Raw genomic sequence first — 14,242 nt, 5'->3', positions numbered from 1 at the left:
TCGGATAAATTCGAATTCTGCATAATACTGCCACTATAGCACGAAAGGCCGCGACTGTCTTACGTGAGGCGCCTCCAATCAAAACAGGGCATCGTTCAGGTTCGGGCGGTTTTCCTGATCCAAGTCACAAACGCCTTGAGCGGCGGGCGTTGAACACCCGGCCGGGTCACCAGATGGTAACCGAACCCGGCTATTGCATCCTCGTGCAACACGCAAAGGCGGTTTGACTGGATGTCCGCCTCGACAAAGTGGCGGACAGTCACTGCGACGCCCTGCCCGTCCCGAGCACCATCCAACAGCAGGTTCCCCGGAACTTGGGTCAGACTGCCCCGCATCGCTCGCCCGACGCCACGCGCATCCAGCCAACGGGTGCTTTCGGTAGTGCCAACTTCTTTTAGCCATGGCAGCGCACTCAGGTTCGCCGGATCAGATGTGTCCACTCCTTCAATCAACGGCGGGGCCGCCACGACGACCATCGCCGTTTCCAGAAGCAATTCAGCCTGCAGGCCAGGCCAGTCGCCATTCCCATACCGGATCGAAACATCGACGCCGCCCGGCGCTAATTTGACCAGTTCGGGCGTGGGATCGAGCACTATAGAAAGACCGGGATGTGCTGCGCGAAATTCCGGCAGGCGGGGCATCAACCAGGCGGCCGCAAAACTGGGCGTCGGGGAAACGTGCAGCGGACGGGATGCCTCAGCCCCGCTGACCAGCGCGATGGCACGAGCAATCTGATCGAACCCCTCCGCGCAACCGTGCGCAAGGATTTCGCCATCAGCCGTCAAACGCAGCGCTCGACCAGACCGGTCCAGCAGGCTGACACCCAGATGATTTTCAAGGGCACGCAATTGTTGGCTGACCGCCGCATGGCTAACAGACAAAGCCGCCCCCGCCGCCACTACGCTGCCTGTCTCAACAAAAGTAGAAAAGGCGCGCAATGCAGCCAATGGAGGAAGCTCACGCCATTTCATATGTCATTCTAACTTACATAAAGACATTCTCTTTGACTCGCACAAACACACGTTCTGATCAATATATAATGCATCAATTAACGCAAACCGATGAGGTGAAACATGTTAAACGTTTACGCTCAGACTTTCATGACTGCCACAGGCCGGAACCCCCACTGCACCCGCGTCGCCCATGTTGGAAAGCGCAAATGGTGGCAAGCACGCCCAGTGACTTGTGTTGATCTGAACCGGCTATGATCGTCGCGAAACATCAGGTCGGGACAACCGATGTCATCAAATGGGGCGCGTCCATTGCCCAGATCTTCGGATACGGAGCAACGGCAATGGGCGCGCACCCTGCGAACCTGTACTTCTTCGCCTTTGGACTGGTGGGGTGGTTCATTGTTGGTCTGCACTGGAACGACCGTGCGATCATGCTGATCCATGTGGTGGCCGCGGCGGCCATGTTGATCGGCCTCACGAACAGTTAACGCATTGTTAATTAGGGAAAGTTGACAGATGTCAACTTCCCTTAATGCGTTGCCTGCAACAGGGTCCGGGTATATTCGGACTGAGGGCGTTCAAACAGATCATCCGCACTGCCCTGTTCGACCACATCGCCCTGCTTCATCACCAGTACCTTGTGGCTCATCGCACGGACCACCTTGAGGTCGTGGCTGATGAACAAAAAGGCCAACCCGTATTTTTGCTGAAGCCCCCGCAGCAATTCCACAATCTGCACCTGCACCGTCATATCAAGGGCCGAGGTCGGCTCGTCCAGAACCACCAGTTTGGGGCGCAGCACCATCGCGCGCGCAATCGCGATCCGCTGGCGTTGACCGCCGGAAAACTCATGCGGGTAGCGGTCCATAGTAGCCGGATCAAGGCCGACTTCAGACATCACTTCAGCAACAACTTCGCGCTGCCCTCGTCCTCCTTCCACGCCGTGGATGGTAAGGCCTTCGGCGATGATCTGCTCTGCCGTCATGCGGGGCGAAAGCGAGCCATAAGGGTCCTGAAACACGATCTGCATATCTTTGCGCAAGGCGCGTAGTTCGCGCACTTTCCAGCCGCGAATGTCCTGCCCCATATAGACGATGCCGCCCTCGGACGAGATCAGGCGCATGATGGCAAGCGCCAATGTGGTCTTGCCAGAACCGGACTCTCCAACAATGCCAACGGTTTCACCTGCGTGGACTTGCAACGTCGCATCATTGACCGCCTTCACGTGGCCAACCGTACGACGCAGCAACCCCGCGGTAATCGGGAACCAGACCTTGAGGTTCTGGGTCTCGGCGATCATCGGCGCATCGGCTGGCACCGGGGCGGGCTGGCCGGTGGGTTCGGCCGACAACAGCTTTTGGGTGTAAGGATGTTGCGGGTTGGCAAAAATCTCGGCTGTGGGGCCCGTTTCCACAATCTCGCCTTGCTGCATAACACAGACGCGATCCGCGATCCGGCGCACGATTCCAAGGTCATGGGTGATGAACAACAGCCCCATGTTCTCGGTCTTTTTCAGTTCGGCCAGCAGATCAAGGATTTGCGCCTGAATGGTCACGTCGAGCGCCGTTGTGGGTTCATCGGCGATCAGCACATCGGGCTGGTTGGCAAGCGCCATGGCAATCATCACCCGCTGCCGCTGCCCACCGGACAATTGGTGGGGATAGGCGCCAAGACGGCTTTCTGCGTCGCGAATACCGACCTTGTCCATCAGTTCGAGGATACGGGCCCGCGCGTTCTCTCCCACTAACCCCTGGTGCAAAGCCAGGCTCTCGCCCAGTTGCTTTTCGATAGTGTGCAGCGGGTTCAGCGAGGTCATCGGCTCTTGAAAAATGAACGAGATGTCGTTGCCGCGCACCTTGCGCAGCAGATTCTCGCTGGCCCCGATCATCTCTTGCCCGTCATAAGTGACAGAGCCTGACACCTCTGCGCTGTCGCCTAACAGGGACACAGTAGAGAGGGCGGAGACGGACTTGCCCGAGCCGGACTCGCCCACGAGCGCGACGGTTTCGCCCCTGTCGACTGAGAACGAGACATGGCGCACGGCTTTTGTCAGATGACCATCCTGACGGAAACCCACCGACAGGTCTGTTACATTCAGGAGTGCAGTCACGAGAACGTCTTTCTGGGATCGAACGCATCGCGGATGCCTTCAAAGATGAAAATCAGCAGACTGAGCATGATCGCGAATACCGTAAACGCAGTGAACGCGAGCCATGGAGCCTGCAGGTTCTGTTTGGCTTGCAGCGTCAGCTCGCCCAGCGAGGGTGCGGATGACGGCAACCCAAAGCCGAGGAAATCGAGCACCGCCAGTGACGAAATCGTGCCGGTAATGATGAACGGCAGCATCGTCAGCGTCGCGACCATTGCGTTGGGCAACATATGGCGGAACATGATGGTGAGGTTACTGACACCCAATGCCCGCGCCGCTCGGACGTATTCAAGGTTGCGCGCACGCAGGAATTCGGCGCGCACCACGCCTACAAGGCCGGTCCAGCCGAAGAGGACTAGTAGGAACACCAATAGCCAGAAACTTCGCCCCAATATAGCGAACATGATGATGATCACATAAAGGCTGGGCGTGGATGACCAAATCTCGATAATGCGCTGGAAAATCAAGTCTGTGCGTCCGCCGAAATAGCCCTGAACGGCACCCGCGATCACCCCGATCACAGCCGATGCGCCTGTGACCAGAAGCGTGAACAGTACCGACAGGCGGAAACCGTGGATGACCCGTGCCATCACGTCGCGTTTCGTCCCGTCTGTCCCAAGCAGGTTCTCACGATTAGGCGGCAGCGGCGCGGCTCCGGGGCGATCCACAGCCGTGTCGAAACTGTAAGGGATCAGCGGCCAGATGGTCCAACCCTTGCTGATTGCCTCGCCGTTCACTTCACCGTCTTGCGCGTCTTCGATAACCCCTTCGGGGTCGTCGAAACAGGCATCCAATCCGCCAGAGACGATCAGGCATTCAACCTCAGGGTCGCGGTAGCTCGCCTCGGTTTGGAAGTCGCCGCCAAAGTCGGTTTCGGCATAGAAATTCCAGATCGGCGTATAGAATGCGCCGTCGTAGCGCACGATGATCGGTTTATCGTAGGCGATGAATTCTGCGCAGAGCGACAGGCCGAACAGGATCGAGAAAATCCACAGTGACCAGTAGGCACGCCGGTTCTTCTTGAAATTCCGCCAGCGTCGCTGGTTTAGCGGGGACAATTCGAACAGCCCACGCTTGCGTGGCGGGACGATGACGGGCGAGTCCAACCCTGCCTCTTGAATCGCCATCAGCCCTCCCTTCGCTCAAAGTCGATGCGGGGGTCAACGAGGACATACATCAAGTCAGAGATGATGCCGACGAGCAGGCCCATGAGGCCAAAGATATATAGCGTCCCGAACACAATTGGATAATCACGCGCCACCGCTGCCTCGAACCCAAGGCGGCCAAGACCGTCGAGGGAAAAGATCGTTTCAATGATCAACGATCCACCAAAGAACACTCCGATGAACACGGCCGGAAAGCCAGCAATCACGATCAGCATCGCGTTGCGGAAGACGTGGCCGTAGAGCACCCGCTTTTCCGACAGACCCTTGGCGCGGGCGGTCATGACGTACAGCTTTTTAATTTCGTCCAGAAAGCTATTTTTTGTCAGCAAGGTCAGCGTGGCAAACGCCCCGATTGTTCCAGCGAGAACCGGCAAAGTGATGTGCCAGAAGTAGTCGGCGATCTTGGCGAAGGTGCCAAGGTCGTCCCAATTGTCTGAGGTGAGACCGCGCAGCGGGAAAATCTGCCAGTAACTGCCCCCTGCGAACAGCACAAGAAGCAGGATCGCAAAGAGGAACCCGGGGATCGCATAGGCCGCGATGATGGCGCCGGAGGTCCATGTATCAAAGGGCGTCCCGTCGCGCACCGCCTTGGCAATGCCCAGTGGGATCGAAACCAGATAGGCAATCACCGTGGACCACAGCCCTAGCGTGATCGACACGGGAAGCTTTTCGATCACAAGATCTATGACCCCGATACTTCGGAAGTAGCTTTCGCCAAAGTCAAAGCGGGCATAGTTCCACACCATATTCAGGAACCGCTGAACCGGGGGTTTGTCGAACCCAAACTCCTTTTCCAGTTCAGCAATGAATTCGGGCGGCAGGCCGCGCGCGCCCACATAGGTGCTGTCTGATGCTGTGTTCAGCTCATCCGCGCCCGCATCGTTGTTGCCCCCGGCAAAGCCACCAAAGACGTCCCCGCCGCCTTGAGCCCGTGCGATGGCCTGTTCGACCGGGCCGCCGGGCACAAATTGGGTGAGGGTGAAGTTGACCAACAGGATGCCCAACAAGGTCGGAATGACCAGGAGCAGCCTGCGCAGGATATAGGGGCCCATGCGATTACCTTAGCGCGCCAGAAGCTTTCAGAGCAGCAGCTTTTTCTTCGTTGTACCACCAGAAATCCAGTTGCCCGAGCGCGTAAGGCGGGATCGTTTCAGGATATTCATACATATCGTAGTGCGCGACCCAGTGCGTGGGCTTGTACCAGACAGGGATCATGATGAACTCGTAGCGCAATGCGCGATCGAGCGCCGTCAACGAGGCCTCTTCTGCTTCGCGCGTTTCCGCGTTCAGGGACGCTTCGATGATCGCGTCTACCATTGGGCTGGCAAGTCCGGCGGGGTTGAACAGCGAAAACTCTGCCGCTTCGGAGCCGTAGCGTTGCATCAGACCGGTGCCAGTGCCGAGGAAGGGCGCGTAGGCGTCATAGACCAGATCATAGTCACGGTCGCGTTCGCGCGACGTGTATTGGGACGAGTCGACCTTTTCAAAGGTGATGTCGATGCCAAGCTTTTGGACGTTAGACACGAAGTTTTCCATCGCACCGGACAGTGTGTCGGCGGAGGACGAGTTGAACAGGTAGTTGAGTTCAAGCACCTTCCCATCCTTGCGGCGTATGCCATCGTCACCGACCAGCCATCCGGCTTCATCCAGAAGGGCCATCGCCTTGCGCGCGTTACGCCGATCAAACAGGCGCTCCTCGTTCGAGGTGTGGGGCATGCGGGCCTCTGTTGTCAGCATGTCTGCAGGGACAACATCGCCCAGCGATTCCAAAAATGCGAGTTCAGCACCTTCTGGCAGGCCTGTCGCCATGAGCGGTGTGTCTTGGGTAAAGGACGCGCGCTGTTGGAACAGCCCATACTGCAACGATGCGTTGGTCCACTCAAAGTTATACGCAAGCGAGATCGCCTCGCGCACGCGTTTATCTTTAAGCACTTCAGAGCCCAGATTGAACACGATACCGGATGGTGTCGGAGGAGAACCATCAGGAAGCTCATTCTTTACAATCGCGCCACTGCGCACCTTGGGCGAGTCATAGCCGGTCGCCCATTTTTTACTGTCGTTTTCGGTCCGGTATGTGAACTCACCCGCCAAAAACGCCTGAAACGCGGCCTCTGCATCGCCGAAATACTCAATCCGGATGCTGTCAAAGTTGTTGCGTCCAACGTTGAACGGCAAGTCGGCCGCCCAGTAGTCGGGGTTGCGCTTGTAGACGATGCGGCGGTTCACATCCACGGAGTCGACAATGTATGGGCCGGAACCGGGCGAGATTTCCAAGCGGCTTTCATCAAGGCTGGCGCCAGTTTCTTCGTACCATTTCTTGGACCATGCCGGCACGTAGCCGACCTGATCAATCAGGCTGCGGCGCGAGATGCCCTCGGTGAAGTAGAATTTGATGGTGTGATCGTCGAGCACTTCGACCTTCGGGATGCGTTTGCGCACGGCGTCAGCGTAGGATTTCAGGCCCTCATCCAGCAACAGGTTGTGGCTGAACGCGATGTCGTGCGCTGTCACGGGCGAGCCGTCAGAGAACCGCGCCTCGGGGCGCATGTAGAAGATGACCCAGTTCTTGCCTTCGTCGTATTCGATCCGCTCGCACAACAGGCAATAGCTTTCGCCGTAGACGTCTGCCGGTACCGAGGTGCCGTTCACGCCCTCTCCCAAAAGGCTTTCGTAAATCGAAGACGACAACGCGCCTGCGCGGCCCTTACGGGTGTAGGGGTGCATGGAATCGAACGTGCCGACAGTGCCCAGCGATATTTCACCGCCCTTGGGTGCGTCGGGGTTCACATAGTCAAAATGCGGAAAGTCCTCGGGATACTTCAAGTCGCCGTAAAAGGAATAGCCATGGCTGCTTACAATCGTTTCATGCCCGTCCGCGCGTGCAAGGCCAGCGAGCGCAAAGGTAATGATCAGCCCGAAGATCCCCAAACCCCACCGGGTATTTCGTGCATGGACTGTTTTCGTCCGTGCCTGTGCTTGGTGTCGGTCCTGGATTTTACGCATTGCTGATCCTCCGTCTGGTGGCATTCTGGGCGTCTTGTTCTGTGACATAAGCTAATGACGCCCGCTGCCAATATGCAACTTGAGAATATGTGATCTGACGCGCTTGAGCGTGAGAGAGGCCTAACTGGGCACAAAAAAAGCCGCCCGCGCTGTGCGAACGGCTGTTTTACGGCCAACAAGGCAATTTTATTTAGCCATCTAGGCTGTCGAGATACGCGATCACGTCGGCGCGGTCTTGAACTTTGGGCAGGCCGTTGAAGCCCATCGATGTGCCGGGGGCATATTTCTTGGGGTTTTCAAGGAAACCGTTAAGAGCTTCGGCAGTCCAAACATCGACGACAGCCTCAAGCGAACCGGAATATGATCCGTACCCGCTGGCAGAATCTACGTCGCGGCCAACAACGCCATAAAGATATGGTCCAGTGCCGTTCGCACCCTCTTCCACTTTGTGGCACGCGCTGCACTTGCGGAAGACCTTCGCACCGTTTCCGATGTCAGCAGAGGCAAGAATTGTTTCAAAAGGCACTTCTTCGACGACTTCGGCCGTTTCATCGGCGCCCGTGTCGATCACATAGGATTGCTCACCATGTCCGCCTGCGTGATAAAGTTCCTCAGCAGCCCATTTACCCAACAGTAAAATAAGCAGAGCACCACATAGGCTTGCTGCAATCTTGGTGAAGGTCATCGTGTCGAACATTTGGAATCGTGTCCCCGTGTCGCCTATTGTTGTCCGCGGGTATCTACGGCTTCCCCTTGCAACTGGCAAGGTGTAGTAAGCGCGACCAATCGCCCTGCCCGTTGTTGTGCGCGATGTGGGGCCGTGCACGAAGGACGAACAAAGATGGCAGATCGGATCGCGTTTCAGGGGGAATTGGGCGCCTACAGCCACGAGGCCGTGGTCAAAGCGCGCCCCGATGCCATAGCCGTGCCGTGCACCACGTTTGAGGACGTGTTTGCAACGGTGCGCGATGGGCGCGCGGACATGGCCATGTTGCCAGTCGAAAACACCACCTACGGACGCGTTGCAGACATTCACCGGCTGTTGCCCGAAAGTGGTATGCATATCGTGGATGAGGCATTTATTCGTGTGCGCATCGCACTGATGGCGGTGCCGGGACAGACGCTGGCAGACATAAAACACGTCCGCGCACATCTGGTTCTGATCCCACAGGCCCGCGCTTTCCTTGATGCCCACGGGATCACATCGGAGGCAGCTGCCGACAGTGCTGGTGCCGCCGCCGCCATCGCGCAAGCTGGCGAGATGGGCGTGGGCGCTCTGGCCTCAGCCGTTGCGGCCGATATCCACGGTCTGGAAATTCTGGCGCGCGACATTGAGGATCAGGGGCACAATACCACCCGCTTCCTCCTGATGTCGCCCGAAGCGGATATGTCCCGGCGGGGCGAGACGATCATCACCACCTTCGTCTTTGAGGTGCGCAACATTCCTGCCGCGCTTTACAAAGCTATGGGCGGGTTTGCGACAAACGGGGTGAACATGACCAAGCTGGAAAGCTACATGGTCGGTGGCGCCTTCACGGCGACGCAGTTCTACGCAGATGTCGAAGGGCATCCAGAAGATCCGCCCGTTGCGCGCGCACTGGAAGAGTTGTCGTTCTTTACCAACCGCCTCGATATCCTCGGGGTTTATCCGGCAGCAGCCAAACGGGACTGATGAACCTGATCGGCGAGCGGGCGTATTTGGCCCGTCAGGGCCGAACAGTTCCGCGCCCGGTCGACATATCAGAATGTGCTCTGTAGCCGCTCACCAAGATTTTCGGCATAGTCCGCCACGCGACCTTTGAACTTCTTGGTCAGGCTAGACTTGGCAAGCTTCAGCGACTGGATCAGCAAGCGTGCGGACAAGTTCAGCGGCTTCATTTCCAGAGCCACAGCCAAGCGCGTCCTGTTGCGCGACAGGGCCAGCAGATCGACCGTAAATGCGGCGTCAATTCCGCTGAAATTGGCGGAAAACAGCATCTGATTTGGCGGATCAAACTCAGTCAATTCCAGATCAAAGATGCGCCTGCGTCCGCGGGTGGTGTATTTCACCTTCCAGCGCATGCCCGCGCCGGCGCGGGCCAAAGGATCAACCCGCTGCAACTCCGCCCCACGGCGCATGGCCAGACGCTCAAACGTTTCAAAATCGCAAAGGGCCTCAAACACCTGTTCGATCGGGGCTGAAACGTCCTCTTGGGCTGAGAATTTCATGAACTGGCCTGCTTTTTCACTGCGCCTTGCAGTTTCTGATTAATCCAAAGTGTCCGCAAGCCAGTTTTCAATCAAAAAGTGTGCGATGGCCCCTTTGCGCGCCGGCAGGACAGTTGGATGCTCTCCGGCAAAAATAGTCATCATCTCTTCGCGGCTAACCCACATCGCAGCTTCGATTTCCTCCGGATCAATGGTGATCTCTTGACTGGTAGCATGGCCATGACATCCAAACATTAAAGAGGCCGGGAAAGGCCAGGGCTGGCTCGACAAATACTCAACCGCTCCGACGCGCACACCGGATTCCTCAAACACTTCTCGGCGCACGGCCGCCTCCAGCGTCTCACCCGGTTCCACAAAACCAGCCAGCAAAGAAAACATCCCCTCCGGCCAACCGGGAGAGCGGCCCATCAACACGGAATTGCCATGTGTGATCAGCATGATTACCACCGGATCCGTGCGCGGAAAGTGATGGGCGTTGCAAGCAGGGCACGTGCGTTGCCACCCGCCCATCGTCACGTCCGATGCTTCCCCACATTTGGCGCAAAACCGGTGGCTTGCATGCCACCCAAACACTGCCTTGGCCGTCGCTGCCAGTTCCGCATCCCGCGGGTTCAGCCATGTCATCACGCGGCGCAGTTCAAGAAAGACCTCGTCGGGCACAAAGGATGGGTGATGCTGCTCTGAAGGATCCAGAAAGCCGCCCAATTGGCTGGCATCAAGGTCTTCGGGTTCCCAACCAGACAGGTTGTACGCAAAGCGGGGTGCGCCGTCTTCGCGTCCCAACAGGATTGGCGTTGGGTCAGCGGACGCCAAGACTGGGTGGTCCATCGGCAGACGCACGAGCTTGGCCGGGCGGGACTGATCAATCAATGGCTTGCCTCGCCACAACAGGATCGTGCGCGCAGCCGGGTCTGCAACTGCTGCGGCCAAAGCAGTGGCGTCCCCGCGCACTTCGCCAGCCCGATCTAGCGCAGACCCTCCAAAAGTGACTGTTTCGGCGTGACGCATGCCCCAATGCCTCCATGTTCAGCATCTCAAATCTGCGCGCAGGCTTGGCACGGGCATCGACCGGGCGCAATGGCGGCATACAAACCACATTTGAGCGCCAATTGAATCAAGCCAGTCTGTCCGGGGTTGCATTAATTCTACCTATGGGAGCACCTTGAGATATGAACTCGCCTCTAGCTTTTGCTGATTTGCGTATTCTTGCAACCAGCGACGTCCATATGCACCTGACCAGTTGGGACGCGTTGCACCAGCGCCATGAGGAAGGGCGCGGATTTGATATTTTGGTAAGTGCACTTCTTAGGGCGCGGTCAACAGCCAAAGGGGCTTGCATCCTCTTAGACAATGGAGACTCGCTGCAGGGCACACCTGTTGGAACCCATTGCGCAGCGCATCCAAATAAAGCAGGCCACCCCTGGCCCGACATCCTGAATGCGCTGGACTATGACGCCGTGGGCCTTGGAAACCACGATTTTGATTTCGGCGTGCCGTTTCTGGAACGGATCGTCAGATACACAAATGCTCCCACTCTATGTGCAAGTTTTTCGCAAGGCGGCGTGGATGGAGTCGCCCCGTCCGTAATTCTGACGCGGGACGTAACACTTTCAGACGGGAAAACGCGTTCCATCAAGATTGGCGTGACATCTGTTTTGCCGCCACAAACTGCGATCTGGAATCAACGCTTCCTGGCAGGATTGATTGAATTTGATGACGGCGTCCCAGCTGCTCAGCGCGCTGTTGTTGACTTGCAAGAGAACGGGGCCGACATCGTTGTGATGCTGTGCCACAGCGGTCTTGGCACCCGCCAAGCAGCGGACGACGAGAACTTTGGCGTCTCACTCGCCCATGAAGTCGAGGGGGTTGACGCCCTCGTGCTGGGTCACACCCATCAGCGATTTCCGAGCGTTGACGGGCGAACAGACTTGAATGGAATACCGGCTGTAATGTCTGGCTATGCGGCCGAAGCGCTTGGCCAGATCGATTTGTCATTGGGCTGGACGGAAAGTGGCTGGCATACCGCCGGCCATAACGCAAAGCTGTTGACGCCCCGTGATGGCGACGTTCCAGCCCCGAGCATTGGCGCCCTCACCGAGTCAGCCGTAAAACAGACCGAAGCCGAATTGGATCGCACACTGGCAAACACCAATGCTGGGCTGCACACATACTTCGGGATGTTGATGTCCGGACCATCGGATGCATTGGTCGCGCGCACCATGATGGATGTCATCAAAGAACAGGTCGCGGGCTCGGATCTGGCAGATCTGCCTTTGCTGGCATCGGTCGCACCAGTGACCATGGGCGGCGTTTCAGGACCCGGCAACTATGTGGACATCCCGCCCGGGCCTGTTCAGGCGCGCCATATCGCCATGCTGACTCCGTTTTCGAATGCCATTTGGGCGCTTGTTCTGACCGGCGCCGAATTGATCCAATGGGTTGAGCGCGCATCCGTGTTTTTTGGTCCGGCTTGCGGCGGGAATGGTCGACTGGTGAATCCTGATGTACCCTCGTTCAACTTTGACATGCTTCATGGGTTGAAGGCCGACATCGATCCGTTCCGCCCGGCAATGTTTGACGCCTCGGGGCAAGTTATTAACCCGAACGCGCGACGTGTGCGACGGCTCAGCTACGGCGACGCTCCTATCGATGAGAACGCAAAATTTCTTGTCGCCATGACCAGCTTTCGAGGTGCCGGTGGAGGGAACTTTCCCGGCATTACCAAACACACCCAAGTTGTTCGGACAAACCACGATCTATGCGAGGCAGTACATCGCAGTGTCGCACGGGGAACTATATCGCCTGACCATTGCCCAACGGTTTGGGGTTTTGTGACTGAGCGTCCGACACGCGTGTTCATCGAAACGTCGCCCCACGCCAAAGCACATCTTGACGAGATCGCGGCGTTCGAGCCGCAGTTGATCAAAGAAAACGAGGCCGGTTTTCTTGAGGTGAGTGTGTTGATCTGATCAGGTGCTTGCACCCGTCAGACGTCAAGACTATACCACTCGTCGAGAGGTTGGCGCGGGCAGGCGCCTCGCCAACCCGGTCAGATCCGGAAGGAAGCAGCCGTAACGAGCCCCGCTTGGGTCGTTGTCAATCTCTCACCAAAGCGTGTCTTGAGGCGCAAGACGCGCGTAAGCCCGGCAGCGGTTCGGAAGAACCGCGAGAGGGCAACCGCAATTTCCCTAATACTGACAGATGGGAAACTCCCCAGAATCGAAGCGGTAGGCCGCCCTTCCCCCTACCCATCCAGAAAAAGCGGCCACAGCGCCCGATTGCGTCGCGAAAACGCACTCAGATGTCCGACGCTGTCCAGCCCGTGCTTTTTCGGATCAATCAGTACAACCTCTGCCTTGCCGGCATATTTCTCAGCCAGACGATCCACACAGTGTGACAGGATCAATTCATCGTCGGTAAACGCGTGCAGGCGCACCTTGGCGTCACTCGCCCAGTTTGGCGCTGGCAGCCTCGGGCCAATATCGCCTACATTAAACCCGCGTGCGGTACACCACTTGCGCCACTGCCAGAACACGTCACTGGGCAAGTCTTCTCCGAACCCCAACCGTTTACCCGGCAGGTATCCACAGATCGCTGTCGCCAATGGCCCAATGGTGAACCAGAAATTCATCGCGAGGGCACGATATGGCCAGGGGTGATCGCTGAAATGCACAATGCCAGAGGCGACTCCAATGACGCGTTCGATGGCTTCCGTCTCAGGCTGGTTGGGCAGCAACAACGCACCCAGAGAATGGCCCACGATCCACAAGGGCGCATTGGGCATGGCCTGCGACATCGTGCGGCGTGCGGCCACCTGATCGCGAATCCCCCAATCGGACATGTTCGCCGTTGAGGCCCGCAAAGGCCCCGACCACGACCGCCCGACATCCCGGTAGTCGTAGGTCAGGCAGGCAATCCTTCTCTCGGCTGCGAGCCAGCGGGCAAAGTGAGTGTAAAAGGTTTGAAACACGCCCGTGGCACTGTTCAGCACAACCGCAGCAACCGGATCAGTGTCAGGTCGATACAGACGACCAACCAGTTCTGCCCCGTCTTCCGTCTTGAAAGTAAGAGAGGTTTCGGACACCGGATAAAGGGTTGAACTTTGATCAAACATCACGCGACTCCGGGTCATGGAAAGACTAGACCAATCGGTCCAATTCAGACACTGGACCAATCGGTCTAGTCCTGTCAAGATAACGATCATGAACGATACCGCACGCCCGACCAAAGACCGCCTGATCCTTGCCGCTGCCACGCTGTTCCGCACGCGGGGCTATCACGGTGTTGGTCTGGCGGATTTGCTTGCTGAGGCGAAGGCCCCCAAAGGGTCGCTTTATCATCACTTTCCCAACGGGAAATCCGACCTTGCTATTGCTGCTGCAACATGGGCGTCTGATGAGATGCTGCGGCTGATCGCTGCCAGTTTTGACGGGGCTGACACGTTCAAGGCCGGGGCGACAACCTTGTGCTACAAACTGGCCAAGCTGTTTGACAAAACCGGCTGGGACACCTGCCCGATCGCCGCCACTTTGTTTGAAGGGCCGGACAACACCGAGATGCGCGCCCATGCGGCCCATATATATGATGGGTGGATCGCTGAAGTGCTGGATCACGCCGAACGACTGGGGCTGTCAGACACGGATGCCAAGTCAAAGGCCGAACATCTGTTCGTCTTGATCCAGGGGGGCTGGATGCTGGCGCGGGCGAGGCGCAATTCGGACGTGTTGCGCAGGCTTGCTGACCAATTGTAGCGGTGGACGTCA

The 14,242-nt window shown here is 57.6% G+C and carries 13 protein-coding genes and 1 other RNA gene; 5 read left to right on the top strand and 9 right to left on the bottom strand.

Annotation, left to right across the window (positions count from 1 at the left end; translation table 11 throughout):
* Window positions 1–95: 95 nt before the first annotated feature.
* On the bottom strand, window positions 96–971 hold the full coding sequence (locus ABJD00_RS12205) for a LysR family transcriptional regulator (protein ID WP_413833413.1): 876 nt from the start codon (window positions 969–971) through the stop codon (window positions 96–98).
* 233 nt (window positions 972–1,204) lie between these two features.
* Between ABJD00_RS12205 and ABJD00_RS12200 the strand changes: the two genes are divergently transcribed.
* Window positions 1,205–1,441, top strand: coding sequence for a DUF6552 family protein (locus ABJD00_RS12200; protein WP_413833411.1), 237 nt, complete (start codon window positions 1,205–1,207; stop codon window positions 1,439–1,441).
* Between the two features lie 41 nt (window positions 1,442–1,482).
* On the opposite strand, the gene ABJD00_RS12195 is transcribed toward ABJD00_RS12200, so the two are convergent.
* The 5 genes from ABJD00_RS12195 to ABJD00_RS12175 form a co-directional block, all read right to left on the bottom strand.
* On the bottom strand, window positions 1,483–3,063 hold the full coding sequence (locus ABJD00_RS12195) for an ABC transporter ATP-binding protein (protein WP_108836045.1): 1,581 nt from the start codon (window positions 3,061–3,063) through the stop codon (window positions 1,483–1,485).
* The gene (locus tag ABJD00_RS12190; RefSeq protein WP_413833409.1) at window positions 3,060–4,229 is read right to left on the bottom strand and encodes an ABC transporter permease; all 1,170 of its coding nucleotides are present in this window, start codon (window positions 4,227–4,229) and stop codon (window positions 3,060–3,062) included. The genes ABJD00_RS12195 and ABJD00_RS12190 overlap by 4 nt, the downstream gene beginning before the upstream one ends.
* Window positions 4,229–5,320 carry a microcin C ABC transporter permease YejB gene (locus ABJD00_RS12185; protein WP_108836043.1) on the bottom strand — a complete coding sequence of 364 codons (1,092 nt, stop codon included), beginning with the start codon at window positions 5,318–5,320 and terminating at the stop codon, window positions 4,229–4,231. The genes ABJD00_RS12190 and ABJD00_RS12185 overlap by 1 nt, the downstream gene beginning before the upstream one ends.
* A 4-nt stretch (window positions 5,321–5,324) precedes the next feature.
* Window positions 5,325–7,271, bottom strand: a complete 1,947-nt coding sequence (locus ABJD00_RS12180; protein WP_413833407.1) for an extracellular solute-binding protein — start codon at window positions 7,269–7,271, stop codon at window positions 5,325–5,327.
* A gap of 190 nt (window positions 7,272–7,461) precedes the next feature.
* A complete protein-coding gene (locus tag ABJD00_RS12175; RefSeq protein ID WP_108836041.1) occupies window positions 7,462–7,968 on the bottom strand; it encodes a c-type cytochrome in 507 nt (168 codons plus the stop codon).
* 144 nt (window positions 7,969–8,112) lie between these two features.
* Between ABJD00_RS12175 and ABJD00_RS12170 the strand changes: the two genes are divergently transcribed.
* Complete coding sequence (locus ABJD00_RS12170) at window positions 8,113–8,943, top strand: prephenate dehydratase (protein ID WP_413833404.1); 831 nt, start codon at window positions 8,113–8,115, stop codon at window positions 8,941–8,943.
* A 68-nt stretch (window positions 8,944–9,011) separates the two neighbouring features.
* On the opposite strand, the gene ABJD00_RS12165 is transcribed toward ABJD00_RS12170, so the two are convergent.
* Window positions 9,012–9,479 carry an SRPBCC family protein gene (locus ABJD00_RS12165; RefSeq protein ID WP_413833402.1) on the bottom strand — a complete coding sequence of 156 codons (468 nt, stop codon included), beginning with the start codon at window positions 9,477–9,479 and terminating at the stop codon, window positions 9,012–9,014.
* A gap of 39 nt (window positions 9,480–9,518) precedes the next feature.
* Window positions 9,519–10,487, bottom strand: coding sequence for an NAD(+) diphosphatase (nudC, locus tag ABJD00_RS12160; protein WP_413833400.1), 969 nt, complete (start codon window positions 10,485–10,487; stop codon window positions 9,519–9,521).
* 161 nt (window positions 10,488–10,648) lie between these two features.
* On the opposite strand from nudC, the gene ABJD00_RS12155 reads away from it, so the two are divergent.
* Both ABJD00_RS12155 and ffs read left to right on the top strand, forming a co-directional pair.
* Window positions 10,649–12,448, top strand: coding sequence for a 5'-nucleotidase C-terminal domain-containing protein (locus ABJD00_RS12155; protein WP_413833398.1), 1,800 nt, complete (start codon window positions 10,649–10,651; stop codon window positions 12,446–12,448).
* Window positions 12,449–12,491: 43 nt separating this feature from the next.
* Window positions 12,492–12,589, top strand: an RNA gene (gene ffs / locus ABJD00_RS12150) — signal recognition particle sRNA small type.
* Between the two features lie 134 nt (window positions 12,590–12,723).
* On the opposite strand, the gene ABJD00_RS12145 is transcribed toward ffs, so the two are convergent.
* Complete coding sequence (locus ABJD00_RS12145; protein ID WP_413833396.1) at window positions 12,724–13,593, bottom strand: alpha/beta fold hydrolase; 870 nt, start codon at window positions 13,591–13,593, stop codon at window positions 12,724–12,726.
* Window positions 13,594–13,681: 88 nt separating this feature from the next.
* On the opposite strand from ABJD00_RS12145, the gene ABJD00_RS12140 reads away from it, so the two are divergent.
* On the top strand, window positions 13,682–14,230 hold the full coding sequence (locus ABJD00_RS12140; RefSeq protein ID WP_413833394.1) for a TetR/AcrR family transcriptional regulator: 549 nt from the start codon (window positions 13,682–13,684) through the stop codon (window positions 14,228–14,230).
* Window positions 14,231–14,242: the final 12 nt, after the last annotated feature.

The organism is Tateyamaria sp., from assembly GCF_039945315.1.
Lineage (GTDB): Bacteria > Pseudomonadota > Alphaproteobacteria > Rhodobacterales > Rhodobacteraceae > Tateyamaria.
The sequence above is the reverse complement of the archived record's forward strand: the minus strand, read 5'-3'. Positions and strand labels throughout refer to the sequence as shown.

What these genes read in the sequence shown, in the direction of transcription:
- ABJD00_RS12205 (WP_413833413.1), bottom strand. Translation starts at nt 971, where the DNA reads ATGAAATGGCGTGAGCTTCCTCCATTGGCTGCATTGCGCGCCTTTTCT.
- ABJD00_RS12200 (WP_413833411.1), top strand. Translation starts at nt 1,205, where the DNA reads ATGATCGTCGCGAAACATCAGGTCGGGACAACCGATGTCATCAAATGG.
- ABJD00_RS12190 (WP_413833409.1), bottom strand. Translation starts at nt 4,229, where the DNA reads ATGGCGATTCAAGAGGCAGGGTTGGACTCGCCCGTCATCGTCCCGCCA.
- ABJD00_RS12185 (WP_108836043.1), bottom strand. Translation starts at nt 5,320, where the DNA reads ATGGGCCCCTATATCCTGCGCAGGCTGCTCCTGGTCATTCCGACCTTG.
- ABJD00_RS12180 (WP_413833407.1), bottom strand. Translation starts at nt 7,271, where the DNA reads ATGCGTAAAATCCAGGACCGACACCAAGCACAGGCACGGACGAAAACA.
- ABJD00_RS12175 (WP_108836041.1), bottom strand. Translation starts at nt 7,968, where the DNA reads ATGTTCGACACGATGACCTTCACCAAGATTGCAGCAAGCCTATGTGGT.
- ABJD00_RS12170 (WP_413833404.1), top strand. Translation starts at nt 8,113, where the DNA reads ATGGCAGATCGGATCGCGTTTCAGGGGGAATTGGGCGCCTACAGCCAC.
- ABJD00_RS12165 (WP_413833402.1), bottom strand. Translation starts at nt 9,479, where the DNA reads ATGAAATTCTCAGCCCAAGAGGACGTTTCAGCCCCGATCGAACAGGTG.
- nudC (WP_413833400.1), bottom strand. Translation starts at nt 10,487, where the DNA reads ATGCGTCACGCCGAAACAGTCACTTTTGGAGGGTCTGCGCTAGATCGG.
- ABJD00_RS12155 (WP_413833398.1), top strand. Translation starts at nt 10,649, where the DNA reads ATGAACTCGCCTCTAGCTTTTGCTGATTTGCGTATTCTTGCAACCAGC.
- ABJD00_RS12145 (WP_413833396.1), bottom strand. Translation starts at nt 13,593, where the DNA reads ATGTTTGATCAAAGTTCAACCCTTTATCCGGTGTCCGAAACCTCTCTT.
- ABJD00_RS12140 (WP_413833394.1), top strand. Translation starts at nt 13,682, where the DNA reads ATGAACGATACCGCACGCCCGACCAAAGACCGCCTGATCCTTGCCGCT.